23 protein-coding genes are annotated in these 24908 nt (G+C 68.9%); 12 read left to right on the top strand and 11 right to left on the bottom strand.

Annotated elements, in window-relative coordinates; genetic code table 11:
- Positions 1 to 7 precede the first annotated feature (7 nt).
- Positions 8 to 742 (bottom strand): hypothetical protein, encoded by a 735-nt coding sequence (locus ACWEOI_RS02070; protein ID WP_452358726.1) that lies wholly within the window; start codon positions 740 to 742, stop codon positions 8 to 10.
- Between the two features lie 133 nt (positions 743 to 875).
- Here ACWEOI_RS02070 and serC point away from each other — a divergent pair, with 133 nt between their 5' ends.
- The 3 genes from serC (at position 876) to ACWEOI_RS02055 (ending at position 4269) form a co-directional block, all read left to right on the top strand.
- A complete protein-coding gene (gene serC, locus ACWEOI_RS02065; RefSeq protein ID WP_379105744.1) occupies positions 876 to 2000 on the top strand; it encodes a phosphoserine transaminase in 1125 nt (374 codons plus the stop codon).
- 220 nt (positions 2001 to 2220) lie between these two features.
- Positions 2221 to 3291 carry a septation protein SepH gene (sepH, locus tag ACWEOI_RS02060; protein WP_452358725.1) on the top strand — a complete coding sequence of 357 codons (1071 nt, stop codon included), beginning with the start codon at positions 2221 to 2223 and terminating at the stop codon, positions 3289 to 3291.
- Between the two features lie 240 nt (positions 3292 to 3531).
- A complete protein-coding gene (locus tag ACWEOI_RS02055) occupies positions 3532 to 4269 on the top strand; it encodes a DUF6928 family protein (RefSeq protein WP_433670467.1) in 738 nt (245 codons plus the stop codon).
- A gap of 19 nt (positions 4270 to 4288) precedes the next feature.
- Here ACWEOI_RS02055 and ACWEOI_RS02050 read toward each other — a convergent pair whose 3' ends face one another.
- A complete protein-coding gene (locus ACWEOI_RS02050; RefSeq protein ID WP_379278516.1) occupies positions 4289 to 4582 on the bottom strand; it encodes a DUF2537 domain-containing protein in 294 nt (97 codons plus the stop codon).
- Positions 4579 to 5382: a TrmH family RNA methyltransferase gene (locus ACWEOI_RS02045; RefSeq protein WP_452358724.1), complete on the bottom strand. Its 804-nt coding sequence runs from the start codon at positions 5380 to 5382 to the stop codon at positions 4579 to 4581. The genes ACWEOI_RS02050 and ACWEOI_RS02045 overlap by 4 nt, the downstream gene beginning before the upstream one ends.
- 89 nt (positions 5383 to 5471) lie before the next feature.
- Between ACWEOI_RS02045 and ACWEOI_RS02040 the strand changes: the two genes are divergently transcribed.
- The gene (locus ACWEOI_RS02040) at positions 5472 to 5837 is read left to right on the top strand and encodes an FKBP-type peptidyl-prolyl cis-trans isomerase (RefSeq protein WP_433670471.1); all 366 of its coding nucleotides are present in this window, start codon (positions 5472 to 5474) and stop codon (positions 5835 to 5837) included.
- A 71-nt stretch (positions 5838 to 5908) separates the two neighbouring features.
- Here the strand turns inward: ACWEOI_RS02040 and ACWEOI_RS02035 are convergent, their stop codons facing one another.
- The gene (locus tag ACWEOI_RS02035; RefSeq protein WP_452358723.1) at positions 5909 to 6529 is read right to left on the bottom strand and encodes an RDD family protein; all 621 of its coding nucleotides are present in this window, start codon (positions 6527 to 6529) and stop codon (positions 5909 to 5911) included.
- A gap of 159 nt (positions 6530 to 6688) precedes the next feature.
- Between ACWEOI_RS02035 and tnpB the strand changes: the two genes are divergently transcribed.
- The gene (gene tnpB / locus ACWEOI_RS02030; RefSeq protein ID WP_452358722.1) at positions 6689 to 8122 is read left to right on the top strand and encodes an IS607 family element RNA-guided endonuclease TnpB; all 1434 of its coding nucleotides are present in this window, start codon (positions 6689 to 6691) and stop codon (positions 8120 to 8122) included.
- Between the two features lie 34 nt (positions 8123 to 8156).
- Here the strand turns inward: tnpB and ACWEOI_RS02025 are convergent, their stop codons facing one another.
- The 6 genes from ACWEOI_RS02025 to ACWEOI_RS02000 form a co-directional block, all read right to left on the bottom strand.
- Positions 8157 to 8438 carry a hypothetical protein gene (locus ACWEOI_RS02025; RefSeq protein WP_357089931.1) on the bottom strand — a complete coding sequence of 94 codons (282 nt, stop codon included), beginning with the start codon at positions 8436 to 8438 and terminating at the stop codon, positions 8157 to 8159.
- Positions 8439 to 8586: 148 nt separating this feature from the next.
- Positions 8587 to 9744: a YhgE/Pip domain-containing protein gene (locus tag ACWEOI_RS02020; protein WP_379278520.1), complete on the bottom strand. Its 1158-nt coding sequence runs from the start codon at positions 9742 to 9744 to the stop codon at positions 8587 to 8589.
- A 73-nt stretch (positions 9745 to 9817) separates the two neighbouring features.
- Positions 9818 to 11218, bottom strand: coding sequence for an ATP-binding protein (locus ACWEOI_RS02015; protein ID WP_452358721.1), 1401 nt, complete (start codon positions 11216 to 11218; stop codon positions 9818 to 9820).
- Positions 11215 to 11922, bottom strand: coding sequence for a response regulator (locus ACWEOI_RS02010; protein WP_433670477.1), 708 nt, complete (start codon positions 11920 to 11922; stop codon positions 11215 to 11217). Before ACWEOI_RS02010 ends, ACWEOI_RS02015 begins: the two co-directional genes overlap by 4 nt.
- A 25-nt stretch (positions 11923 to 11947) precedes the next feature.
- Complete coding sequence (locus tag ACWEOI_RS02005) at positions 11948 to 12334, bottom strand: hemophore-related protein (RefSeq protein ID WP_452358720.1); 387 nt, start codon at positions 12332 to 12334, stop codon at positions 11948 to 11950.
- A 118-nt stretch (positions 12335 to 12452) separates the two neighbouring features.
- Positions 12453 to 14582 carry an AMP-binding protein gene (locus tag ACWEOI_RS02000; protein WP_452358719.1) on the bottom strand — a complete coding sequence of 710 codons (2130 nt, stop codon included), beginning with the start codon at positions 14580 to 14582 and terminating at the stop codon, positions 12453 to 12455.
- 341 nt (positions 14583 to 14923) lie between these two features.
- Here ACWEOI_RS02000 and ACWEOI_RS01995 point away from each other — a divergent pair, with 341 nt between their 5' ends.
- The 6 genes from ACWEOI_RS01995 to ACWEOI_RS01970 all read left to right on the top strand — a co-directional run bounded on the left by ACWEOI_RS01995 (position 14924) and on the right by ACWEOI_RS01970 (position 22931).
- Positions 14924 to 19003: an ATP-binding protein gene (locus tag ACWEOI_RS01995; RefSeq protein WP_452358718.1), complete on the top strand. Its 4080-nt coding sequence runs from the start codon at positions 14924 to 14926 to the stop codon at positions 19001 to 19003.
- Entirely contained in the window at positions 19000 to 19413 is a 414-nt protein-coding gene (locus tag ACWEOI_RS01990) for a roadblock/LC7 domain-containing protein (protein ID WP_029930951.1), read from the top strand. Before ACWEOI_RS01995 ends, ACWEOI_RS01990 begins: the two co-directional genes overlap by 4 nt.
- A 7-nt stretch (positions 19414 to 19420) precedes the next feature.
- Complete coding sequence (locus ACWEOI_RS01985; RefSeq protein WP_033085504.1) at positions 19421 to 19795, top strand: DUF742 domain-containing protein; 375 nt, start codon at positions 19421 to 19423, stop codon at positions 19793 to 19795.
- Positions 19776 to 20378 (top strand): GTP-binding protein, encoded by a 603-nt coding sequence (locus tag ACWEOI_RS01980; protein WP_174391578.1) that lies wholly within the window; start codon positions 19776 to 19778, stop codon positions 20376 to 20378. Before ACWEOI_RS01985 ends, ACWEOI_RS01980 begins: the two co-directional genes overlap by 20 nt.
- Positions 20379 to 20403: 25 nt before the next feature.
- Positions 20404 to 21954: a carboxyl transferase domain-containing protein gene (locus ACWEOI_RS01975; RefSeq protein ID WP_433670483.1), complete on the top strand. Its 1551-nt coding sequence runs from the start codon at positions 20404 to 20406 to the stop codon at positions 21952 to 21954.
- A 119-nt stretch (positions 21955 to 22073) separates the two neighbouring features.
- Positions 22074 to 22931: an aldo/keto reductase gene (locus ACWEOI_RS01970; protein WP_452358717.1), complete on the top strand. Its 858-nt coding sequence runs from the start codon at positions 22074 to 22076 to the stop codon at positions 22929 to 22931.
- 4 nt (positions 22932 to 22935) lie between these two features.
- Here the strand turns inward: ACWEOI_RS01970 and ACWEOI_RS01965 are convergent, their stop codons facing one another.
- Positions 22936 to 24078 carry an NAD(P)-binding domain-containing protein gene (locus tag ACWEOI_RS01965; protein ID WP_433670487.1) on the bottom strand — a complete coding sequence of 381 codons (1143 nt, stop codon included), beginning with the start codon at positions 24076 to 24078 and terminating at the stop codon, positions 22936 to 22938.
- Between the two features lie 81 nt (positions 24079 to 24159).
- Between ACWEOI_RS01965 and ACWEOI_RS01960 the strand changes: the two genes are divergently transcribed.
- A complete protein-coding gene (locus ACWEOI_RS01960; RefSeq protein WP_433673229.1) occupies positions 24160 to 24885 on the top strand; it encodes an enoyl-CoA hydratase in 726 nt (241 codons plus the stop codon).
- The last annotated feature ends 23 nt before the right edge of the window (positions 24886 to 24908 follow it).

The following is a 24908-nucleotide window of genomic DNA, read 5'->3' as shown; positions in this document are numbered from 1 at the left end:
GCGACGGTCAGTTGCGCCGGGAGGCCGCCCAGTCGACGGCCACGGATTCGCCGCGATCCACGGTGAAGAACGCCACATCCAGGTGACGGCCCAGATCGACCAGTTCCAGCGCCGAGAGCGGCACCGGCTGCACCACCCGCACCCGCCACGGGCCGGGCTCGTCCCAGGCGTGCAGTTCCAGATCCAGCCGCAGCACCGGATCGTCGCGCCCGCTGTAATCGGCCGCGACCGGGGTGGCGGCCAGCACGGTCGCGCGGGCGCGCCGGCCGTCGGCCAGGATCTTGGCGATATTGGTGCGCGAGGTCTCCTCCGGCGCGGGTAGATACAGCACCACCCGGTCGGGATCGACGGGATCGGCCCGGCAGCAGACGACGTCGCCGGGCTGCATCCACTCCCGGTCGGCGGCGGCCGCCCGCTGCCGGACCCGGGTCTCGTAACCGTGCCGGCCCTCGATCTGGACCCGCATCCAGAACTCCGGGGCGGGCCCGTCGTCGCGGACGCCGAGGATGGTGGCCGTGCCCTCCAGACCGTGCAGCAGCAGCGCCCGGCGGGCGGCGTCGTCGAGAACGGGACCCCGCCGGGTCAGGCCGCGCGATCCGAACTGTGAGGACAGCCGGGCCAGCAGGCCCAGACGCGGCCCGTTGTCGGGCCGCGGCCGCGCGGAATCCGGGGACAGCCCGGGAGCGGGAGCGGTCTGCTGGTCGGATGCGGTGTTCGGTCGCTTGTCCGCGGCCATGTCCATGGTGCTGAACCGTAGTGCGTCTGTGGCGAGGCACACAGCGATACGCGCCGTTTGCCGAACCCGCTGGCGAGATTGTTTTTTCACCCCGGACCCGGCCGTGAGCGCGGGTGATAGCCCCACTACCCTTGTCGCCATGACCTCTGCGTTCCCGACCATCCCCGACGATCTCAAGCCCGCCGACGGACGGTTCGGTTGCGGCCCCTCCAAGGTCCGCCCCGAGCAGCTGCAGTCCCTGGTGGACACCGGCGCTTCGGTGTTCGGTACCTCGCACCGGCAGAAGCCGGTCAAGGACGTGGTGGCGCGGGTGCGCTCCGGTCTGCGCGACCTGTTCTCCCTGCCCGACGGCTACGAGGTCGTGCTGGGCAACGGTGGCACCACCGCGTTCTGGGACGCCGCCGCCTTCGGCCTGATCCGCGAGAAGTCGCTGCACCTGAGCAACGGCGAGTTCTCCTCGAAGTTCGCCTCGGTCGCCAAGGGCAACCCGTTCATCGGTGACCCGATCGTCGTGAAGTCGGAGCCGGGCGACGCCCCCGAGCCGACCTCCGACCCGTCGGCCGACCTCATCGGCTGGGCCCACAACGAGACCTCGACCGGTGTCGCCATCCCGGTGTCGCGTCCGGCCGGTTCCGAGCACGCCCTGGTCGCCATCGACGCCACCTCCGGCGCGGGCGGTCTGCCGGTGAACATCGCCGACACCGACGTGTACTACTTCGCCCCGCAGAAGTGCTTCGCCTCCGACGGCGGCCTGTGGATCGCGCTGATGAGCCCGAAGGCTCTGGAGCGCGTGGAGGAGATCAAGAACTCGGGTCGCTGGACCCCGGAGTTCCTGTCGCTGCCGATCGCGATCGACAACTCCACCAAGGACCAGACCTACAACACCCCGGCGCTTGCCACCCTGTTGCTGTTCGCCAACCAGATCGAGTGGATGAACGGCAATGGCGGTCTGGACTGGGCCGTGAAGCGCACCGCCGACTCCTCCTCGCGTCTGTACTCGTGGGCCGAGACCAGCGAGTACGCCACCCCGTTCGTCGGCAACCCGGCGCTGCGCTCGCAGGTCGTGGGCACCATCGACTTCGCCGACAGCGTGGACGCCGCGCAGGTCGCGAAGGTGCTGCGCGCCAACGGCATCGTGGACACCGAGCCGTACCGGAAGCTGGGTCGTAACCAGCTGCGTGTCGGCATGTTCCCGGCCATCGACCCCGACGATGTGTCGCAGCTGACCCGCTGCGTCGACTGGGTCGTCGAAAAGCTCGGCTGAGCAGTAGAAATGGCATCTGACCGGGCGAACGCGCCTCGCGAAACCCGGTTTCGGAGCTGAGGCGAATCGATCACACTAATGCGGCGCGGAAGTCTGGGAACAGATTTCCGCGCCGCGTGTCTTGCCCCATGATTCACAGAAGTGCACTACTGTTCCAGAACGTGGGCGGTGTCGCGAGCCTAGCTATAGCTGTGAGTTGCGCAGCGAACAGGAGGTAACGGTGCGTGAACTTCGAGTAATCGGATTGACGCCCGATTCCACGCATATCGTATGCATCGATACGGAGAGCGGCCAGAAGTACCGGCTTGCCGCCGACGATAAACTGCGCGCCGCTGCCCGCGGAGATCTTGCCCGATTCGGCCAAATCGAGATCGAAACGGAAGCCACGATGCGCCCTCGCGATATCCAGGCTCGTATCCGTGCCGGCGCCTCGGTGGAGCAGGTCACCGAAGAGTCGGGCATGCCGCTGTCTCGCGTCGAACGTTTCGCGTATCCCGTTCTGCTGGAACGCGCCCGGGCCGCGGAGCTGGCGCAGAAGGCCCACCCGGTCCGCAACGACGGCCCCGCCGTGGAGACCCTGATCGAGATCGTGTCGGCCGCGTTCGCCGAGCGCGGCCACAATATCGAGGTCGCCGAATGGGACGCCTGGAAGGACGAGAAGGGCTACTGGGTGGCCCAATTGCAGTGGCAGGCGGGCCGTTCGGTGATCGCCGCGCACTGGCGCTACCAGCCCGACGCGCACGGCGGCTCCGTGGTGCCGCTCGACGATCCGGCCTCCGACCTCATCGACCCCGACTTCGGCCGGGCCCTGCGCGGCCTGGCGACCATCCTGCCGGACCAGACCGATCCGGTGGTGGAGACGGTCCCCGCGCCCGCGCCCGCGGTGCGTGAGGAGCGCGGCTCCGACTACGAGCCCGCCCCCGCGCGAGTCGCCCAGCAGCAGAACGTGGATGACTACTACGAGCAGCGTGCCGCGGTCGGTGACGGCACCGTGCCGGTGACCACCGCGGGCGCTCCGGCGCCCGCTCCCGCTCCGGCTCCGGCCGCGAAGGAACCGGCGGCTCCGGCGCAGCCCGCGACTCCGGCGGCGGCCGCCCCGGCGCCGCCCGCCACCCCGCCCGCTCCGGCTCCGGCCGCCGAGCCCACGCCGGAACCGGCGCCGGCCCCGGCTCCCGCACAGCCCGCGGCGAAGTCCAACGCGCAGAAGCCGAATCGGGCCAAGCGTGGCGGTAAGGCGCCGATGCCGTCCTGGGAGGACGTGCTCCTAGGCGTGCGCAGCTCGGGTCACTGATCGCGTTCGGCTCGAGTCGCTGACGCTTTTTCGATCTTCGCGAATGCCGGAGGGTTGCTGATCTTCCGGCAGGTCGTTCGTCGCCGCGCCGCGAAACGGCGTTGGCAACAGCCGCATTTCGGGCTGTCGCGGGGGTAGATTCAATCCTGTTGGCGGGTCGGTCCCGGCCGATCGATGTCGGCCCCGACCGGCCGCTATGCGTTGCTCAAAAGTAGCCAGTGCGCGAGGGAGGTGACGTCGGTGCCATCAACGGTCTCATCCCTGTGGTACGTCGACGCCCCCGATCCGGTGGCCGTGCTGCGCGCGCATCCAGGACCCGATCCCGATGCCGCCTTCGCGCTCGCCCGGCAGCTCAATCCGGACCGGGACGTGGTGCCCGCCGCCTCCGGCAGCATGAAGGTGTGGGCCGGCCCGGACCCCGAATCCATGTACATCGGTTGCTATCCCGGCGTCACGGTGGTGTGTTCCACCCAGGCCGCGCTGCCGCGGCCCACCCGGCTGCCCGAACTGCTGGTCCGCCCGCTCGCCTCCGAGCAGACCTACCTGATCTCCTACGACCTGTCGCTGGGCTGGGGGGCGTTCGCGCATTGGGAGCGTGGCGAATTCCGCCGCTCCTTCAGCGCGACCCGGGTCAATATCCTCGAGGACGAGGGCATGCCGCGGGTCTGGGAGCGGCCGTACTGGGCGGGCGAGCATCCGATCGTCCTCACCCCCGGCGAACTGCTCGACCCGCAGCTGCTGCCCTTCGATCCGCCCGCCTTCGCGGACGCCGCCAACGAGCAGTGGCTCGGATTCCGTTACCGCGGCAAAACTTCCGCGGACGCCCTGACCTCCGAGCAGATCGAGGTCTGCGGATTCTCGCTGTACCCCAAGGGTGAAGCGCCGCGGCTGGACAGCGCACCGGAACCCCCGATCGAGCACGGCAACGGCAGACGCGGACTGTTCGGCTGGCTGCGCGGCCGGGACCGCGTCTCCTGACCGAATTCTCCCGGCCGGTTCAGGACAGCAGCAGGCTCAGCCAGGCCACCAGCACGCCCACGCCCAGTCCCGCGATCACCCAGCGGGTCACCGGGGCGAACCGCCAGCGCCAGGCCGTCGGCGCGGCCCCGCCCACCGCGATCAGATTGACCACCACCGACAGCAGCGGATGGATCTGCGCCAGCGCCGCCCCGAAGGCGTACACGCCCGTCGCGGTCAGCGCCGCCACCATGACGACCACGGCGATGCCGCTGGCCCAGGGCGTGGGTTCGGAATATCCGTATCCGTACGGTCCGTCGGGCGGATGACTCACTGCGCACGCACTCTCTCGTAGAAGGCCATGGCGGCCGCTGTCGCCACATTAAGGGAATCGGTGCCGGGAGTCATAGGGATGCGGGCCCGAATGTCGCTGGCGCGCATGGTCTCCTCGGTCAGGCCGGGGCCTTCCGCGCCGAGCAGCAGCGCCACCCGGTCGCCGGTCATGGCGGTGGCGAGGGTGCCCGCCTTCGGGTTCGGGGTGAGCGCGACGATCTGGAAACCGCGCTCGCGCAGCACCTCCAGGCCCGCCGGGAACGGCGGCAGCTGGGCGAACGGCACCCGCAGCACGTGCCCCATGGACACGCGCACGGCGCGCCGGTACAGCGGATCCGAGCAGCGGTCGCCGAACAGCACCGCGTCCGCGCCGAGTCCGGCCGCGTTGCGGAAGACGGAACCGATGTTCTCGTGGTCGTTCACGCCCTCGAGCACCGCGACGGTGCGCGCGTCCTCCAGTACTTCCGCGGCACCGAGTTCACGCGGCCGATAAGCCCCCGCGAGCACGCCTCGATTCAAATGGAATCCCACGACCTCCGCCATCACCGCGGCACTGGTGCGGTAATACGGAATATCCACGGCCGCGAGATCCTCGCGCAGCTGCTCATATCGGTTCGCGACGCCGAACAATGCGAACGGCGTGAACCGCGACGCCAGCATGCGCTGCACCACCACCACGCCCTCCGCGATCACCAGGCCTTTTCCGCCCGGCAGATCGGGTCGGCGGTCGGCGTTATTGAGGTCGCGGAAATCGGCGACCCGGGGATCGGCGGGGTCGTCGATATCGATCACTTCGGCCACGCGCCCATTTTCGCCTCCGCTCGGGGCGGGCGAATGGGCGGGGCATAGGGTAGATCACGTTCCGATCCCCTAATCGAAGAGGACAGCCCATGAGCAGCAAGCCGGAAATCGAGTTTCAGGACGGCCCCGCCCCCGCCGAGCTCGTGATCAAGGACCTCGTCGTGGGTGAGGGCAGTGAAGCCAAGCCCGGCGACACCGTCGATGTCCACTACGTGGGTGTCGAGTACGACTCCGGCGCGCAGTTCGACGCCTCCTGGGACCGTGGCGAGTCGATCGTCTTCCCGCTGCGCGGCCTGATCCAGGGCTGGCAGGACGGCATCCCCGGCATGAAGGTGGGCGGCCGTCGCCAGCTGACCATCCCGCCGAAGCTGGCCTACGGCGAGGCCGGCGGCGGTCACCAGCTCTCGGGCAAGACCCTGGTCTTCGTCATCGACCTGCTGGACGTCGTGAACTGACGCCTCCGGGTCGCTGAAAAACACGTGCCCGCCGCGCATTCCGCGCGGCGGGCACTGTTGTCTCCGAAGCCTCACACCTTGACGACGATGCTGCTCATGATCTTGTCGGCGAAGGTCTGCCGCTTGGCGTCCCAGATCGGCCAGAACCAGCCTATATAGCAGGCGAGGCTGTCCACGACGTGGCAGAGCTGGCGGACGAAGGCCATGCCGAAGCCCAGCACCTGGCCGTCCGCTTCGCGAACGAGCTTGATGCCGAGCATCTTCCGGCCCGGGGTCTGACCGGTGGTGCCTTCCCGGTAGATGAGCCAGAGCGCGCCGATGAAGGCGATGAGAGCGCCGACCACGATGAGCGCGACGCCCGCGCCCGACAGTCCGCCCGAGCAGTTGGTGCTGTAGGAGGTGTCGGTCTGCTCGGTCACGCAGTCGGCGTCCTTGAACCCGATGGCGAAGCCGAGCCCGTAGAAGATGGCCGCGGGCACGAACACGATCAGCCGGTCGATCAGGTACGCGCCGACACGCGCGCCCCAGCTGGCGTAGGGCGGCGGGGGATAGGCGGCGTAGCCCGGCTGGTAGCCGTAGCCCCCGGGCTGCCCGGGGAAGCCGCCGGGCGGTTGCTGACCGTATCCGGGAGGCGGTTGCTGCCCGTACCCCGGAGGCGGCTGCTGCGAGTAGGGATCGTTGCCGTAGGTCATCGGTTCCTCCCCAAGAGGATGCGGGGTTTCGACTGTTGGGTCTTTCGTGCCGGCTCGTAGTGTTCCGTAGCGGGCCAGCCGTGGCCTGGCATGGATTATTATGGCGTGTCAACGGTTTGAGGGTTGTCGTGTCGCCGGGAGATTCCTAGCCTCGAACACGTGAGCGAAACTGGGGCCTCGCCTGTGTCACCCGATGCGGTGGCGGAGTCGACTCTGCAGGCCTACCGGTTCGCCCTGGAACCGACCACCGAGCAAGAACAAGCCTTGCGGTCTCACTGCGGGGCAGCCCGTTTCGCCTACAACTGGGGCTTGCGCCAGGTGCTCGCCAACTGGGACCAACGTGCCGCCGAATCCAGCTACGGTATCGCAGCGGACGACCTCACCCCGTGGATCACCCTGTCCGCCTATGGATTACGCAAAGCCTGGAACGCGAACAAGGACCAGGTCGCCCCATGGTGGGCAGAGAACAGCAAGGAGGCCTACGCGAGCGGACTCGCTCAGCTTGCCGAGGCGTTCGCCAACTACGCGGCATCCAAACGGGGTGCCCGGCCCGGGCGGCGGATCGGGTTGCCACGATGGAAGAGGAAGCAGTCGCGGGCCTCGTTCACTGTGACCACCGGTTCCTATGGTCTAAGCGACGGATGTCGCAGGGTGAAGATTCCTCGTATCGGGTCGGTGCGGACCGGGGAATCGACCCGGAAACTGGCGCGGCGCCTGGCGAACGGGACGGCCCGGCTGGGATCGATGACCCTCGCGTGGCAGGGTGGACGCTGGTGGGTGTCGTTCACCGTCCACGTGCGACGCTGTGACCGGCCACCGGTCCTGCCAGACGCTCGGGTGGGGGTGGATGTCGGGGTGAAGAATCTCGCCGTTATCTCCGGCCCGATGCCCGGTCTCACCGATCCAGAAGGGCGAGTACCTAATCCCCGTCCTTACCTGCGCCTCCAACGGTGCCGACGTCGTCTGGCTCGCACCCGCGCTCGACGACAGGGACCGGACCACCGCCGCGGGGTGTCGCCGTCAGCGCGGTGGTCGGAAGCCAACGCTCGAGTTGTCTTAATGGAGGCGCGAGTAGCAGCGATGCGCCGCGACCGCCTGCACAAGCTCACTACTGCACTGGCAGCCCGGTTCGGCACCATCGTGGTCGAAGATCTCAATGTGGCGGGAATGCTGAGCAATCGGCGTCTCGCCAAGCACATCGCTGACGTGGGGTTCGCTGAGTTACGACGTCAACTCGACTACAAGACTCGCCGCCGTGGTGGTCGTCTGGTGGTGGCGGATCGGTTCTTTCCGAGTTCCAAGACTTGCTCGTCGTGTGGGTGGGTGAAAGCCAAACTGGCCTTGTCCGAGCGGGTGTTCGTGTGCGATCGGTGCGGACTCGTACTGGATCGTGATCTCAACGCTGCCAGCAATTTGGCAGCGTGGGCGTCGACGCAGAGTTGCGGCGCGACGGTAAACATGCCCGATGGAAACCGTGTCAGACCCGGTTCGCCGGGCAGCGGTATCGCCACGGGAAGACCCGCAATCATGGTTGCGGGTCAACCCTGTCCGAGCAATCGGGCAGGTCACGGAACAAAGCAACACATTCCGTGAACGGTATGGCCCCCGCATTGTCCCCCCCGAATCGCTAGCCGACGATGGCGTTCATGATGGTTCCCGCGCTGGTGGCGGTCGCGCCGCCCAGCATCGCGTTGGCGACCATCTTGGGCGAGGCCGAGCCGCCGCCCCACTTTTCCCAGGCGAAACGCCCGCCACCGTAGGTGATGGCCGCGATGCCGGACATCTGGGTGAACCAGGTGAAGTAGCGGAACATCTTCATCATCTTGTCCGCCATGGGCGGGGTTTCCGCGGTGGGATTGCCGAGCTGGGCGAGAACCGTGCCGTACATGTCGTGTGCGGCGATGAGCATGCTCACGATCGTTTCCTCTCCGATACCGGGCGCTGAGTGGAGCCAAGATGCGGATGAAGCGGACGAGCTCATGAAACGGGTCGATTAGAGCAATTCGGGCACAGTGTACTCCGGCGAACCGCCGATCGTTGCTAATTGTTTGCGAACGTTATTTTCGCACGATGTCCACGGGATCGGTGAGGGCGGCCGCGATCACGGTCTGCTGCGGCACGCCGAGCTGGGGGAGCGCGCCCATGGCCTGGTTGGTCTGATTGCTCAGAAGCTTGGTGACGGACTGCAATTGGGCCACGCCGCCGGTCAGTGCCTGCATGGCGGTGACCAGCTGGGCGCCGGCCTGATCGGCGATCGCGGGAATGCTCTGTGCGAGCGACGCGCCCTGATTCAACTGGGCGCTTGCGTCATTCAGTCGTCCGGCCGCGTCACGCAGCAGCTGCCCGACCTTGGTATCCGGAGTGACTTGCGTGCCTGTCAGATTCGCGAAGCCACTGAGCTGGACATCCGCCTGATTCGCGATATTGCGCAGACCCTGCAATTGGGTGATCACACTCGCCAATTGCGGATCCGTGGCGATCGGCAGCCCCTGCAACAACGGCACCACCACGTTCAACCCGCCCGACAGCGCACTCGCCGCCTGCGAGACCTGCCACATGGTGACGCCGGTCGAATCCAGCGCCGTGGCAAGCTGATTCGCCTGCGTGGTCGCCGCCGACAGGGTGGTGTTCAGGGCGTCGATTCCCGAAGTCAGCTGCCCCGCACCGGCTTTCGCCTGCGCCAGGAAATCGGTCAGCTGATCCGCGCCGCCGGAGAACTGCTGCGCGCCGTCCGCGGCCGCCTGCACGCCCGCGCTCAGCATGCCCGAGGTCCCGGCGATCTGCGACACCTGCAGGCGCGCGGTGTTCATGGTCGAGAACAGGGTGTCCAGCCCGGCCGCGCTGACCTTCTTGGTCACCTCGCTCACCGCGTCGTTGACCAGGTTCGGGTCGGCGCGGTCGTGCGTGGCCACGGTGACCTGAGCCTTCTTCGGCTTGTCGGTGACCAGGGAGTTGATGTCGGCGGTCAGGTCGGCGGGCAGCGTGATCACCGCGGCGTAGTCCGTGGGGCTCGCCTCGTCGACCACCTCCCAGTGCCGGATTCCACTGGCCTGCAAGTCCTTCGCGATGCGCGCGCCCAGCGGGCCGGAATCGCCGTTGACGAGCGCGACCGCCGTGGGCGCGGTCCGCAGGCGGCCGATGCCGACGACGCTCGCAGCGACCGCGGCGGCGAGCAGCAGGACGATCAGGACCCAGCGAGCACGTTTTCCGAACACGATTCAGACCGTAGAGGCCGGGTATGTCCGCTGCTCTGATGGATGTCTGAGAGTTCGGTAAAGACCGGTGCGTTCACATCCGCGCGGGTGGCGGCGGCCACGCCCCGCGATCGGGGAGCTCCAGCACCAGCCGCACCCCACCCAGCATGCCGTCGTCGAAATAGGCTCGGCCGCCGTGCAATTGGGCCTGCTGCGCCACCAGCGCCAGACCCAGCCCGGACCCGCCCTTGGTGGCCTGGCTGCCCCGGAAGAAGCGCGCGAACACCTGCTCCCGCTCGTGGGCGGGCAGGCCGCGGCCGTTGTCGTCGACGGTGATCACGATGCGTCCGTCGGGCGCGCGATGCGCCGTCACCAGCGCCTCGGTGGCCCCGCCGTGCCGCGCGGAATTGGTGAGCGCGTTGTCCACGGCCAGCCGCAGCCCGGTGGGCAGTCCCCGGGTGACGAGCTCGGCGTCGGCCTCGATCCACACCTTCAGCTGCGGGAAGTGCCGCATGGCGTCGTGGGCGGCGGCGTCGCACAGCTCGACCACGTCGGTGACCACGTGGTCGCGTTCGTGGGTGAGGTCGCCGGCGGCCAGCCGTTCCAGCGCGGCCAGCGTGGTCTCCACCCGATTCTGACCGCGTTGCAGGTCGGTGAGGATCTCGCGGCGCTGTTCCTCGTTCAGGTCCAGGGTGCTGAGCACCTCGAGGTCGGTGCGCATGGCGGTGAGCGGGGTGCGCAGTTCGTGCGCGGACACCGCCGCGAAATCGCGGGCGGTCTCGAGCGCGGTGGCGGTCTCGGTCTGCGCCCGGTCCACCCGTTCCAGCAGCGTGTTGACGGCCTCGGCGAGCTTGTCCGCCTCCTTCACGCCCGAACCGTCCACCGAGAGCGGGACTTCCGATTCCCCGGTGGGCCCGCGCTCGTCGAGGTCCCGGGTGAGTTTCACGATGGGCCGCACCGCGCGCCCGCCGAACAGCCAGCCCAGCCCCGCCGACGCGGTCACCGCGAGCGCCGCGGCCAGGTACACCCAGCGTCGCTGCTCATTGATGGTCTTCTCGGTCTGATTGGTCGGAATGCCCAGGGACACAACCTGTCCCGCGGGCTGCGCCTCGGTGGTGGTGAGCACCCGGTAGGCGTTGCCGTCCACGGTGACGGTGGCATTGCCGACCGGCAGCACCGGCAGTTTCACCGGCGTACTGGCCAGCGCGCGGTCGTTCAGGCGGACCGTCAGCGCCATTTCCTTGTTGGGCGCGAGGATGTCGACCACATTGACCGCGAAGACCGGCTGGATCAGCACCAGGCGCGACACCATCGACAACTGCTGATCGGCCTGGGCCATATTGCTGCGGCCGATGGCGTAGATGGTGATCCAGCTCAGGATCGCCACGATGACGGTCGCGCCCAGCGCCGCGGCGGCGGCGACGCGCACCCGCAGCGTGTAGGACCAGCGGCGGCGGCTGCCCCCGGGCGCGGAAGGGCCCGCCGCGGACGTCATTTCGGCGCCCGCAGGACGAACCCGACGCCGCGGATGGTGTGCAGCAGGCGCGGGGCGCCCTCGACCTCGAGCTTACGCCGCAGATAACCCACGAACACGTCCACCACATTGGTGTCGGCCGCGAAGTCGTAGCCCCACACCAGTTCCAGCAGCCGTTCCCGGCTCAGCACCACCCCGGCGCTGCGGGCCAGCGTGGACAACAACTCGAATTCGCGCTTGGTGAGCTCGATCTCGGTGCCGTGCAGCAGCGCCCGATAGCCCGCGACATCGACTTCCAAGGGCCCCACGGTGATCGCGCCCGGGATCGCGGAGGCCGGTACGTCACTGCGCCGCCGCAGCAGCGCTTTGATCCGCGCCACGAGCTCGGCGAGCACGAACGGTTTGACCAGGTAATCGTCGGCCCCCGACTCCAGCCCGGCGATGCGGTCGTCCACCGAACTGCGGGCCGACAGCACACAGATCGGCACCTCGTTGCCCATGGCCCGCAGCGCGGTCACCACGCCCGCCCCGTCCAGGATCGGCATGTTCATATCGAGCACGACCGCGTCCGGGGCGAATTCATTGACACTGCGGAGCGCCGCCGCCCCGTCCCGGGCGATCACCACCCGGAAACCGGACAGCCGGAGCCCGCGCTCGACCGATGCGAGCACGTCCTCATCGTCGTCGACGACCAGGACTGTTGGTACCTCACCGCGTTCGACCACGGGCTCCATTCTGGCAGCCGGGGTGTCAGTAGTTGTGGCAGGAATCGGCGACCTGCTGGATCGTGGCGGCGATTCCACCGGCGCGCGGGTCGCTCGCGGCCTGGTTGGCGGCGTCCGGGTTGGCGCGCAGGTACTGGTCGAGCTCGGCCTGTCGCTCGGCGGGGGAGAGGTCGAACTTGGCCTTCAATTCCGCCTTGTAGCCGGGGTTCTGATCGAGGTACTGGGCCAGCATCGGGGACTTGTCGTGCAGGGCGGCGTCCACCTGGGCGAAGCTGCAGGTGGAGTTCAGGAGCGGCGCAACCAGATCCGCGGGTGAGGCGGAGGCGGTGGCGGGCGCGAAGGCGAGGGCGACGGCGGCGACCGCACCGGCTCCGAAGAGCACACCGGCACGACGATTACGGACGAAGCTCATACAGCGACCTTCTTCTCAGTAGGCACAGCAACGGGGCGCGCGCGATTCCCGCGCGCCCGACCGACGCTAAACGACCGCTCTAGGAGGTCGATGAGCCAATTCTGAAAAGACTCTGAGGCTAGCCCGAGACGGCTTGATCCCCGGGCTGAGCGGCCGGATCGGCGGCGGCCGGGTCCGGGCGGCGGATCGGGGTGGTGGCGACCGCGGCGGCATCGGCGGCGGCGATGCGCTCCTTGTCCTCCATCAAGGTCACCGCGTCGCGGATCTGCTTCTCCAGGGTGGGCAGCATGGTGGCGTCGTCGATGGTCGGCGGCACCTCGAAGGATTCACCCGAGGCGATCTGACGCATGGTGCGGCGCAGGATCTTTCCCGACCGGGTCTTGGGCAGCGAGGTGACCACGACCACGTCGTAGAGGGTGGCGATGGCCCCGACCCGCTCCCGCACCCGGTCGATGATCTCCGCGCGCAGCCGCTCGGCCTCCATGTCGACGCCGGTCTTGAGCACCACGTACCCGATCGGCCGCTGTCCCTTGAGCTCGTCGGGGATACCGACGACCGCGGTCTCGGCCACGGCCGGATGCCCGGCGATGGCCGCCTCGATCCCGCCCGCGGACAGCCGGTGCCCGGCCATATTGATGACGTCGTCACTGCGGCCCAGGACGAACAGGTAGCCGTCCTCGTCGAAATAGCCGGAGTCCCCGGTCAGATAGTGGCCGGGGTACGCGGAGAGATAGGAGCGCTCGTACCTCTCGTCGTCCTTCCACAGCGTGGTCAGGGTGCCGGGCGGCAGCGGCAGCCCGATGACGATATTGCCCTCGGTGTTCGCGGCGACCGCGTTGCCCTCGGAGTCCAGCACCCGCAGCCGGTACCCGGGCACCGGCACCGACGCCGAACCGGGCTTGATCGGAAGCTGCTGCAGTCCGAGCGGGTTCGCGCAGATGGGCCAGCCGGTCTCGGTCTGCCACCAGTGGTCCACCACCGGGCAGTCGGGGCGGTCGGCGAGCAGGGTCTCCACGGTCCACTCGTAGGTGGCCGGATCCAGGCGTTCCCCGGCGCAGAACAGCGCCCGCAGCCGAGACAGATCGTGCTGATGGGCGAGCGCGGCGTCCGGGTCGGCGCGGCGGATGGCCCGCAGCGCGGTCGGCGCGGTGAACATCACATCCACCTGGTACTCGTCGACCAACCGCCAGAAGGTGCCCGCGTCGGGGGTCCCGATCGGCTTGCCCTCGTAGAGCACGGTGGTGGCCCCGACCAGCAGCGGCGCGTAGACGATGTAGGAGTGCCCGACCACCCAGCCGATATCGGATGTGGTGAGCATGGTCTGCCCCGCGCCGACCTCGTAGATATTGCGCATGGACCAGGCCATGGCGACCGCGTGGCCGCCGTTGTCGCGCACCACGCCCTTGGGTTTCCCGGTGGTGCCGGAGGTGTAGAGGATATAGAGGGGATCGGTCGCGGCCATCGACACCGGATCGGCCGGTTCCGCCCCGATCTGCGCCTCGTCCCAATCGAGCCACCGGGCCACCACGGTCTCGCTGGAGGCGGGCAGCGAGTCGGTGGCGGCCTGCGCGGCCGGAAAGCGAATGGTGGGGAAGCCCTCCCGCTGCTTGACCAGCACGGTTCTCGGGGCGGTGGTCTCGGCGAGGTCGAGGGCGGCGAGCACGATCGGCGGGTATTCGATGCGGCGTCCGGGTTCCAGGCCGCCGGAGGCCGTGATGATCAACACAGGTTCGGCGTCGTCGATGCGGGCCGCGAGTTCGTGGGCGGCGAAACCGCCGAAGACCACCGAGTGCACCGCGCCGATCCGGGCGCAGGCGAGCATGGCGATCACGGCCTCGGGAATCATCGGCATATAGATGACGACGCGGTCACCGGTCTTGACGCCCAGTCGCAGCATGGATCCGGCAAATCGGGCGACTTCGTCGAGCAACTCCCGATATGTGTAAATCCGCCTGGACCCGGTCATAGCCGAGTCGTATATTAGGGCCGGTTGTTGGGCGCGGCCTCCCTCCTGGCCTTCGAGAGAGCCTTCGGGAGTTGTGATCTCGCGCACATGTCGATCCAGCGCGTTGTAGGAGGTGTTGAGGCGAGCGTCGGGAAACCACCGCGCCGCCGGGCGGGCGGCAGTATCGAGAATCTGGGTGGGAGGCACGTCCCAGCTGATGGATTCGGCCGCGGTGCGCCAGAACTCCGAGGGATCGACCAGGCTCAGCTGATACGCCGGTCGGTACTCCTGCTTCGCGTTCAACCCGGTGACTCCCTAGCTCCGCCTTGTGTCCTGAGAAGCGCTGAAGATGCCCGCCTCGATAGATCAGCCTGATTGTGGCAGACTTCACGCGACGTCCGGGCGGGCGCCGCGACCTTTGATTTTGCCTGGAATAGGCAGGTCAGGGACCGGTGGTTGCCAAGAGGTCACACAAGAAGTTATTGATCCGTTAGAATCGCATGTCACATATTTCGGCCGTCATGGACGCAATTTCTCGGCCAGCCGCCGTTCTCGGTCAGCTCCGTCTGTCGAGCCGAGCGTGCGATCGCTCGGAGGCTCGCTGATGGCGCGTGGCTGGGGCCAGTTTGGAAAGTGAGTGGGAGATGCGTGACGCCGCTAGGTCCGGCAGCAATAAGCGCTGGGCGCTGAGCAACTGGGACCTGCGATGGAAGGTCACGGCGGTGCTCGCCGTGCCGTTGTTGGTCGCTGTTGTGCTGGGTGCGTCCAGGATCTCGGCGGAGTTCGCCGATTCGAGCAGGCTCTCGACGGCGACCGACCACGTCGGGGTGATCCCGGCGATCACCGGTCTCAGTGCGGACGCGGCGCAGGTGGCCAGTGGCCAGATGGTCATGCTGGGCCCGAACCAGTCCTTGACCTCCGACCCGGAACTCACTCAATTGGATACGGCGATCTCGTTCGCCGAGAAGGCCGCGACCCGGCTGAGTGACCTCCCCACCGCCCGTTCGGCGCTGGACGAGATGATCGTGGGCGCCAAGGCGATCCGGGCGCAGGGCCTCGCGCCCTCGAAGTCGATTCCCGACACCGTCGCCCAGGTCGAGCGGATTCGTGGCGACAGCGTGCGCACGGTGGAATCCATCGTGGCGACCATCGCCGACAAGAACGTGGACCAGTCCAAGCTGCGCCTGGTCGACTCGCTGAACACCCGATGGATGCTGTTCAACGAGGTCGCCGGCATGGCGGAGGCGCTCCGCAGCAACCCGAAGGATGGCCTCAAGGACATCCAGATCAGTGTCAGCACCGAGCGGCAGATGCTCGCCGTGCTGGCCCACCGCTTCCCGGACGGCGACGCGACCATCGCCGATCTGCAGCGTGGCGCGGACACCCGCGTGCAGCTGGTGAACGGCCCGCAGGCGCTGGCCGGTCAGCTGCCGGTGGCCGAGCTGAAGGACTCGCTGGTCGCGAGCATCAACGGCTATCAGTCGATCGCGGCGGGCGCGACCAAGGACATCGTGTCCCGAGTCGACGACCTGGCGGCGGCGGCCCGTTCGGACGCCATCCGCTACTCGATCATCGTGATCGCCACCATCCTCGGCGCCTTGGCGCTGGCCGTGCTGATCGCGCGCGCGATGATCGTCCCGCTGCGCCGTCTGCGCCTGGCCGCCCTGCGCGTCGCCGAATACGACCTCGGCCAGGAAGTCTCCGCGCTGCGTGAGGGCGCCGACCCCGAAGACGTTCCGCTGGAACCGATGCCGGTGCACACCGACGAAGAGGTCGGCCAGCTGGCTCGCGCCGTCGACGACATCCACGGTCAGGCGCTGCGCCTGGCCGCCGACCAGGCCGCCATGCGTACCCAGGTCAACGACATGTTCGAGACCCTGGCGCGGCGCTCCAAGTCCCTTGTCGACCATCAGCTCTCGCTCATCGAGGCGATGGAGTACGACGAGAAGGACCCGCGCCTGCTCGAGAACCTCTTCCGTCTCGACCACCTCGCCGCCCGTATGCGGCGAAACGGCGACAACCTGCTGATTCTGGCCGGTACCAAGCAGCGCCGGACCAAGTCCGCGCCGGTCGAGATCGCCGACGTGCTGCGCGCCGCCATCTCCGAGGTGGAGGACTACGAGCGCGTCAAGCTGGGCGCCACCCCGCGTGGTTCGCTGGTCGAGCCGGCCGCGTCCGACCTCGCGCACCTGTTCGCCGAGCTCCTGGACAACGCGCTGCGCGCCTCTCCGCCGGAGACCGACGTCAAGTTCACCTTCGCCCAGGCCCACGATCAGGGTCTGCTGATCGAGGTCGCGGACCGCGGTATCGGTATGCCCCCGGCCGAGATGGCCGAGATCAACCGGCGACTGGAGGCCGTGGCCGAGGTCGGCCCGGACACCGCGCGTCACATGGGTCTGTTCGTGGTCGGCCGCCTGGCCGAGCGCCACGGCCTGACGGTGCGCCTGCGCCCGACCTTCGACACCGCCCGGGATCCGGGTGTGACCGTCACCGTGCACGTGCCCAAGCCGCTGATCGTCTCGCCGGGTGGCGCCATCTCGGTGCCGCCGCAGCAGGGTCAGCAGCAGCCGGCTCCCGCCCCGGCCCCGACGGCGTCCGCGCCGCAGGGTGCGGGCAACCAGGCCGGTGCCCCGGCCTCCATGCAGATGCGCGCGGTCACCCGCACGGCGACCGGAAATGTCATGGTCACCGTGGATCCGGGTGTGAGCGGGCCGATTCCGGCGGGCACGGCGGCGGGCGCCGCCCCGAGCCCCGCTCCGGCTCCGGCCGCGGCGAGCGCCGCGACCGGTCTGCCCACTCGCCAGCCGGGCGCCCAGGTGCCGGGCGGTCTGCCGACCCGTCAGCCGGGTGTGAATGGTCCGACCGTCAAGCACACCGTGTCCGCGCCGGGCGGTTCCGCTCCGGGTGGTTCCGCGCCGGGTGGTGCGAGACCGGGCCTACCCGTGCGGGATCCGGGTGCGAACGGTCCGTCCGCGCCCGCCGTTCAGCCGGGATCCAACCTTCCGCAGCGCGGCCAGGGCGAGGCCCCGGCGCAGCCGCGGGGCGGCCTCGCCGCCAATATGCTCAAGCGTCAAGGTGCTCCGGGCGGCATGCCGCCGCGACCGGGCGCACCGGGGGAGCCGGGACCCGCGCCGCGTGGTCCGGGGCAGGGGGGAGCGCCGCAGCCGGGTCAGACCGGTGCGATGCCGCAGCGCAATCCCTCTGTGGGTCTTCCGCCGTCGCGGGAATCCGCGCCGGGCGCGGCTCCGGCCGGGCCGGGTGGTCTGCCGACCCGTCAGCCGGGCGCCAATGGCGCCCCCGGTCGTGAAGCCGGGCTGGGACAGCCGCAGCGTTCCGCCCCCAGCGGTATGCCGCAGCGTGAGCCGGGCGCCAATGGCGCTCCCGCGCCGCGTGGCGCGGACTCGGGCCCGACCCGTCGTGAGCCTGCCGCCGGTGGTCTGCCGCCGCGCGACCCTGCTGCTGGTGGTCTCCCGCAGCGTGACTCTGCCGCCGGTGGTCTGCCGCCGCGCGACCCTGCCGCTGGTGGTCTCCCGCAGCGTGACTCCGCTGCCGGTGGTCTGCCGCCGCGTGATTCGGCCGCGGGTGGTCTGCCGACCCGTCAGCCCGGTGCCAATGGCGCTCCGGCGCAGCGTGGTCCGGGAGCGCCGGGTGGTCTCCCGCAGCGTGGTGCCGCGCCGCAGCGCGACGGGGCCAATGGTCTTGCCGCACAGGATTCGGACAAGCAGGGTCTGCGTCCGCGGGACGGTCTCGCCCCGCGTGATGGCGGCCTGCCGCAGCGGGATGCCGCTCCCGGTGGTCTGCCGCAGCGTGATTCGAACGCGGGCGGTCTGCCGCAGCGTGGTCCGGGTGGTCTGCCGCAGCGTGATGGTGGTCCTGCCGCTGGTGGTCTGCCGCAGCGTGATGGTGGCCCTGCCGCCGGTGGTCTGCCCCAGCGTGATGGTGGTCCCGCCGCTGGTGGTCTGCCGCAGCGTGGCCCGAACGGCTTGCCGCAGCGGGATTCCGGTAGTGGTTTGCCGCAGCGTGGTCCGGGTGCCGGTCAGCCGCAGCGCCCGGCCGCCGCGGGTGCCGATTCGCTCTCGGGTGGTCTGACTCAGCGTGATCCGCTGAGTGGTCCGCTCCCGCAGCGTGATCCGTTGAACGACCCGCTGCCGCAGCGGGACGGTGGCTTGCCGCAGCGCGGCGCTACCGGTCTGCCGCAGCGGGATCCGGGCTCGGTGTTGCCGCAGCGTCCGTCCCCGATTCCGGGTGTCGGTCTGCCGCAGCGCGGTGACGACGGCGTCAAGGAGCCCGGACGGCACAGCTTCCGGTCGAACCCGGCCAAGGCGGCGTCGTTCTTCCAGACGCGTTTGCAGCCGACGGACGCCCCCGGTGACTCGATCATGGGCGGCACGCCGATCTTCGCGGAGATGATGTCGGCGTGGCTCTCCGATCCGAATGCCGACCGGTCCCAGGTGGCCTCGTCCTTCGAATCACCGGGCGACGAGGGCTGGCAGGCCGCACACCGGGTCAGCCAATCGGCGCCGGAGAGGCGGACGGCCGCCGGTCTGCCGCAACGTGATCCGGGTAACCGACTTGTGCCCGGCGGTGTGAACGGAAACGCTGACAAGGCGGCCCACCGAGACCCAGAATCCATCAGGTCAAGTCTGAGTCGCCACCAGAAGGGCGTCCGGGATGGCCGCGCGATGCAAGCTATGAACCTAACCGGAGATAAAGGAGACCGATGAACCCCGATCTAGGTGGTACGAAGCGTCAGCTGGATTGGCTGGTTTCGAACTTCGCCAATGAGGTTCCCGGCGTTGCGCACGCGGTCCTGGTATCCGCCGACGGCCTGCTGATGGCCGCGAGCGCGCAGCTGCCCGTGGACCGTGCCGAACAGCTGTCCGCAGTGACCGCGGGGCTCGCGAGCCTCTCGGTGGGTGTGTCGAACTTGTTCGAGGGCGGCACCGTGTTGCAGTCGGTGGTCGAGATGGAACACGGCTACCTGCTGCTCATGGCTGTCGGTGACGGCTCGTATCTGGCGGTCCTGACCAACACCTCGTGTGACATCGGTCAGGTCGGATACGAGATGGCGTTGTTGGTCGAGCGAGTGGGCCAGACGGTTCAGGCCACACCTCGCGTCACGATGGGTTCCTGATGGCGGGATGGACATAGACAACGAACGCGTTGGGAGCGCCGAACCGAGCCTGGTTCGCCCCTATTCACTGACGGCCGGTCGCACCCGGCCGAAGGTGGAGCTCGCCTTGGAGGCGCTCGTCGCATCGCATCCGGTCGCCCTCGAGCGGCAGTTCGAACTCACCAACATCGAGACGTCAATCGTGGAGTTGTGCAGAGAATCGCCGTCGGTTGCCGAGGTGGCCGCGCGTCTGGGCATCCCGCTCGGGGTCGCGCGGGTGCTGGTCGCGGACCTCATCGATGCCGGCCATGTGCGGGTATCGGCGACTTTGAAAGACGATTCCAGCGACGATGAACGTCGCGAGCTGATCGAAAGGGTTCTCAGTGGACTCCGGCGTATTTGATTCGACGACACAGGTCGACACGCGCACCAGCAAGCCCACGTCGGCCAAGATCGTCGTGGCCGGTGGTTTCGGTGTCGGCAAGACCACCCTGGTCGGTGCCGTGTCGGAGATCGTTCCGCTGCGCACCGAGGCGTTGGTGACCAATGCCAGTGTGGGCGTGGACTCCCTGACCGGTGTCCCGTCGAAGGCCACCACCACGGTGGCCATGGACTTCGGCCGCATCAGCCTGGCCGATGACCTGGTGCTGTACCTGTTCGGTACGCCGGGCCAGTACCGCTTCTGGTTCATGTGGGACGACTTGATCAAGGGCGCCATCGGCGCGGTGGTGCTGGTCGACACCCGCCGGCTGGAGGACAGTTTCGCCGCCGTCGATTACTTCGAGGCGCGCAACCTACCCTTCCTGGTGGCCATCAACGAATTCGATGATGCGCCACGGTATCCGGTGGAGGACATCCGTCAGGCGCTGGCGGTGCCCGCGGACGTGCCGATCCTCTCGATCGACGCCCGTCGTCGGGAGCCGGTGAAGCAGGCTCTGGTCGCGGTCACCGAGTACGCACTGCGCAAGGTCGTTCAGGGTTACTGAGCCGCGCAGGCTATAAGCTCGCGCCGTGACGATCACGGCGCGGGAGTTGCTGGGCGAATTGCTGGATCCCGGTTCCTTCGTGAGCTGGGATCGGCCACCGGTGCCGGTGGCGGCGTCGCCCGGGTATCGCGAGGATTTGCTGGCTGCCGCGGCAACGGCGGGCACCGATGAAGCGGTGCTCACCGGGGAGGGGTTGCTGCGCGGACGGCGCGTTGCCGTGATCGCGTGCGAGTTCGCGTTTCTCGCGGGGTCGATCGGGGTGGCCGCCGCCGAGCGGATCGTGTCCGCGGTGGAGCGCGCGACCGAGCTGGGCTTGCCGCTGCTCGCCTCGCCGACCTCCGGCGGGACCCGAATGCAGGAGGGCACAGTCGCTTTCGTGCAGATGGTGAAAGTGGCGGGGGCGTTGGCGGTGCACAAGGCGGCGGGGCATCCGTATCTGGTGTATCTGCGCGATCCGACCATGGGCGGGGTGTTCGCGTCGTGGGGGTCGTTGGGGCACATGACATTCGCCGAACCGGGGGCACTGGTCGGCTTCCTGGGGCCGCGGGTCTACAAGGCGCTGTACGGGAAACAGTTCCCGGAGGGCGTGCAGACCGCCGAAAACCTTTACCGCAACGGCGTTATCGACGGTGTCGTGCCGGTGCCGGTGTTCCGTCGCATCGTGCATCGGGCGCTCACCGTGTTGTGCGACGGTCCGGCTCCGCTGCCCGAAAAGGCCGGTGACGCACTGCCACCCGCGCTCGGGTCGGGTTCCTTCCTGGCGGGTCCGCAGGAGCGCGGCGGTATCGCGGTGCTGGACACCGCCGAGGTGCACGCCTGGCAGACGGTGCTCATCTCCCGGCGCGGGGATCGTCCGGGCATTCGTGAGCTGCTGCGCCACGTCACCGATCGAGTTCCGTTGTCCGGCACCGGACAAGGCGAGCTGGACCGCACGGTGGCGCACGCCCTGGCCCGGTTCCGGGGTCAGCCGTGCATCGTGTTCGGCCACGACCGCGCGGGTCAGTCGCCGGAGCACACCATGGGCCCGGCGGCGCTGCGGGAGGCCCGGCGCAGCATGCATCTGGCCGCCGAACTGCGCGTCCCCCTGGTCCTGGTGATCGACACCGCGGGTGCGTCGTTGTCCCGGGAGGCGGAGGAGCGGGGTCTGGCCCCCGAGATCGCCCGCTGCATCGCCGATCTCGTCACCCTGGACACCCCGACCGTCTCGGTGCTGCTGGGGCAGGGCACGGGCGGCGGCGCGCTGGCCCTCCTGCCCGCCGATCGGGTGCTGGCCGCCGCCAATGGCTGGCTGGCCCCCTTGCCACCGGAGGGTGCGAGCGAGATCGTCTACCGCGACACCTGGCACGCCCCGGAACTGGCTGCCGCCCAGCGGATTCGGGCGGTGGACCTGCGCGAGGACGGCATCGTGGACCGGATCGTGCACGAGTATCCGGACGCCGCCGAGGAGCCCGCGGATTTCGCGCTGCGCATGGTGGAGGCAATCGCGGGCGAACTGGCCGGTCTGACCGCTCGTTCCCCGGCGGAGCTGCTCGCCGCCCGGCACCTGCGCTATCGGCGACTGGGCCTGCAAACGTAGTTCTCGTCACGTCGAACCTTCGCGAAGCTGTCTATTTGCTGCCGTGGGGGCTCGACACGCGGATTTCGGTATAGAGCACTCGGTTGACGCCGCGGACCTGCGCTTCTAACTTCGAAATGGTGACATACCGGTTCGAGGTCAGCGACATTCCAGCGATCGTGCTCAGTGACGGCCAGGTGATGCCCAAACTGGGGTTCGGCGTCTACAAGGTCGACGGCGGCGAAGGGGTCGGCACCATCGTCAAGGCGCTCGAATTCGGGTATCGCAGTCTCGACACTGCGGCCTTCTACGGCAACGAGGAGGAAGTGGGCCGCGCCGTCCACGAGTCCGGGCTGCCGCGTGACGAAGTGTTCGTCACCACCAAGCTGTGGAACGCCGACCACGGCTACGACGCCACCCTGCGCGCCTTCGACGCCGGCGCCAAGCGGCTGGGCCTGGACGCCGTCGACCTGTTCCTCATCCATTGGCCGGTGCCGTCCGCGGATCTCTATGTCGACACCTTCCGCGCCTTGCAGGCGCTCAAGCGCCAGGGCCGGGTCGTCTCGATCGGCGTCTCGAATTTCACCCGGGCGCACCTGGAGCGGGTGATGGCCGAGACCGGTGAGGTGCCCGCCATCAATCAGGTTGAGCTGCACCCGTATTACGCCCAGTCGGAGCTGCGTGCCTTCCACGCCGCGCACGGCATCGTGACCGAGGCGTGGAGTCCGCTGGGCCGCGGCGCGGAGTTCAACGATTCGGTGATCATCGCCCTGGCCGACAAGCTGGGCCGCACGCCGGCGCAGATCATCCTGCGCTGGCACATGCAGCTGGGGAACGTGGCCATCCCGAAGTCCAACACCCCGTCGCGGATGGCGGAGAACCTGGCCATCTTCGATTTCGAGCTGACCGGCCGGGAGATGACCCAGATCGCCGGTCTGGACAAGGGCGCGCGGCAGGGCGCGGACCCGGACCTCTTCGATATGGACGCGCCCGCCTGACGCTTCAGCTCTCCGGATCGCCGTTCCGCTGGGTCGGAACGCCCAGGTACGAGGTCAATTCGACGGCCGCCGCCCGCCCCGCGCGGTTCGCGCCGATGGTGCTGGCCGAGGGCCCGTAGCCGATCAGGTGGATGCGCGGATCGGCCTCGACCCGGGTGGCGAGGCGACCGCCCATGGTGATGCCGCCGCCGGGCCCGCGCAGTCGCAGCGGGGCCAGATGGTCGAGGGCGCTGCGAAATCCGGTGGCCCACAGGATGACGTCGGCGCGCTGGAAGCTGCCGTCGGCCCAGCGGATGCCGTCGGGTTCGATGTGGTCGAACAGCGGTCGCCGCTCCAGGGCTCCGCGGGCGCGCATGGCCCGCACCCGCGCGTCCTCGGGCAGCCCGGTCACCGACACCACCGATCCGGGCGGAAGTCCGCGCCGGACACGGTCTTCCACCATGGCCACCGCGGCCCGCCCGTCCTCGGGCGCGAATTGCCCGGAGCGGAAGACGGGTTCGCGGCGGGTCACCCAGGTGGTGCCGGTGACCTGCGAGATCTCGTCCAGCAGTTGGATGGCGGTGATCCCGCCGCCGACCACGACGACGTGCTTGCCCTCGAATTCCGTTGCGGCACGGTAGTCGTGGGCGTGCAGCTGGCGTCCGGCGAAGGTCTCCGCACCCCGGTAGTAGGGGATGAACGGCTTGTCCCAGGTGCCGGTGGCATTGACCAGTCCGCGTGCCCGCACCGTCGCGCCCGGGTTCAGTTCGGCGTGCAGCAGCCCGTCGACCTCCTGGTTCGGGCAGGTGGCGGCGGTGGCGCGGTCGCACACCACGGTCACCGAGATGGGCCGGTGCACGCGCAGGTCGAAGCGCTTCTCGTACAGTTCGAAGTAGTGCGGCACCGCGGTGGCGGCCTGCGCATTGTCCGATCCGGCGGGCAGGGTCTCCTGGAACGACATGCCGGGCAGGTCGTGCACCCGGTTGACGGTGCTCAATGTCAGTGACGGCCACCGGAACTGCCACGCCCCGCCCGCGCCGGGGGAGTGGTCGACGATCAGGAAGTCCTGTTCGGGTCGCAGCCCGAGCCGCCTGAGGTGGTAGCCGACCGACAATCCGGCCTGTCCCGCGCCGATTACAAGGATGTCGACATCGGGTGTTGCGGTCACGGACCCGACGGTACGCCCACCTACAGTGAAGGCAGATCATGGGTAGGCAGCCCGTTGAGGTGGACAGTGGGGAAGGTACAGATGCTCGGAGTCAGCCGCGATGGCGAGGTCGTGACCATCGAACTGCAGCGTCCGGATCGCCGGAACGCCCTGAACGAGGAGCTCATCGGCCGCCTGCGTGCGGCCCTCGACGAGGCCGCGGAGTCGGCGCGGGTGATCGTGCTGACCGGTCAGGGGCCGATCTTCAGTGCGGGCGCGGATCTGGACGGGGTGTATTCGGACAGCTTCCTGACCGGTCTGCTGGCCATGCTGCACACCATCGAGACCATTCCGGTGCCGGTGATCGCGGCGATCAACGGGGGCGCGCTGGGTGCGGGCGTGCAACTGGCCCTGGCCTCGGACCTCCGCGTGATGTCGCCGGATTCGTTCATCGCGGTCCCGGCCGCGAAACTCGGTATCTCCGTTGACCGTTGGACCGTGCGACGGCTGTCGTCGCTGATCGGCGCCGGTCCGGCGCGCACGATTCTGCTGGGCGCCGAGCGGGTCCCCGCCGCGGACGCCTACAACTTCGGCTTCGCCAACAAGATCGGGACCCTGGCCGACGCGCAGGCCTGGGCCAAGCAGATCGCCGAGCTCGCGCCGCTGTCGCTGCGGCATCTGAAGCTGGTCTTCAACGACGACGACACCCGCGGCCCCGACACCGCCGCGCAGAGCGCCGCCCTCGACGCCGCCTGGCAGAGCGCCGACGCGCAGGAGGCGCGCGCGGCTCGCCAGGAGAAGCGGTCCGCGAAGTTCGAGGGCCGATGAACGGGCGGCGCGCGCGCGACAAT

The organism is Nocardia sp. NPDC004340 (genome assembly GCF_053602575.1).
Note: the sequence above shows the minus strand (reverse complement) of the source record. Positions and strands in the feature narration are given on the sequence as shown.

Coding starts and splice junctions, on each gene's coding strand:
- ACWEOI_RS01990 (WP_029930951.1), top strand. CDS start 19,000: ATGAACCCCGATCTAGGTGGTACGAAGCGTCAGCTGGATTGGCTGGTT.
- ACWEOI_RS02025 (WP_357089931.1), bottom strand. CDS start 8,438: ATGCTCATCGCCGCACACGACATGTACGGCACGGTTCTCGCCCAGCTC.
- ACWEOI_RS01960 (WP_433673229.1), top strand. CDS start 24,160: ATGCTCGGAGTCAGCCGCGATGGCGAGGTCGTGACCATCGAACTGCAG.
- ACWEOI_RS02005 (WP_452358720.1), bottom strand. CDS start 12,334: ATGAGCTTCGTCCGTAATCGTCGTGCCGGTGTGCTCTTCGGAGCCGGT.
- serC (WP_379105744.1), top strand. CDS start 876: ATGACCTCTGCGTTCCCGACCATCCCCGACGATCTCAAGCCCGCCGAC.
- ACWEOI_RS01985 (WP_033085504.1), top strand. CDS start 19,421: ATGGACATAGACAACGAACGCGTTGGGAGCGCCGAACCGAGCCTGGTT.
- ACWEOI_RS02015 (WP_452358721.1), bottom strand. CDS start 11,218: ATGACGTCCGCGGCGGGCCCTTCCGCGCCCGGGGGCAGCCGCCGCCGC.
- ACWEOI_RS02040 (WP_433670471.1), top strand. CDS start 5,472: ATGAGCAGCAAGCCGGAAATCGAGTTTCAGGACGGCCCCGCCCCCGCC.
- ACWEOI_RS02035 (WP_452358723.1), bottom strand. CDS start 6,529: ATGACCTACGGCAACGATCCCTACTCGCAGCAGCCGCCTCCGGGGTAC.
- ACWEOI_RS02070 (WP_452358726.1), bottom strand. CDS start 742: ATGGACATGGCCGCGGACAAGCGACCGAACACCGCATCCGACCAGCAG.
- ACWEOI_RS01995 (WP_452358718.1), top strand. CDS start 14,924: ATGCGTGACGCCGCTAGGTCCGGCAGCAATAAGCGCTGGGCGCTGAGC.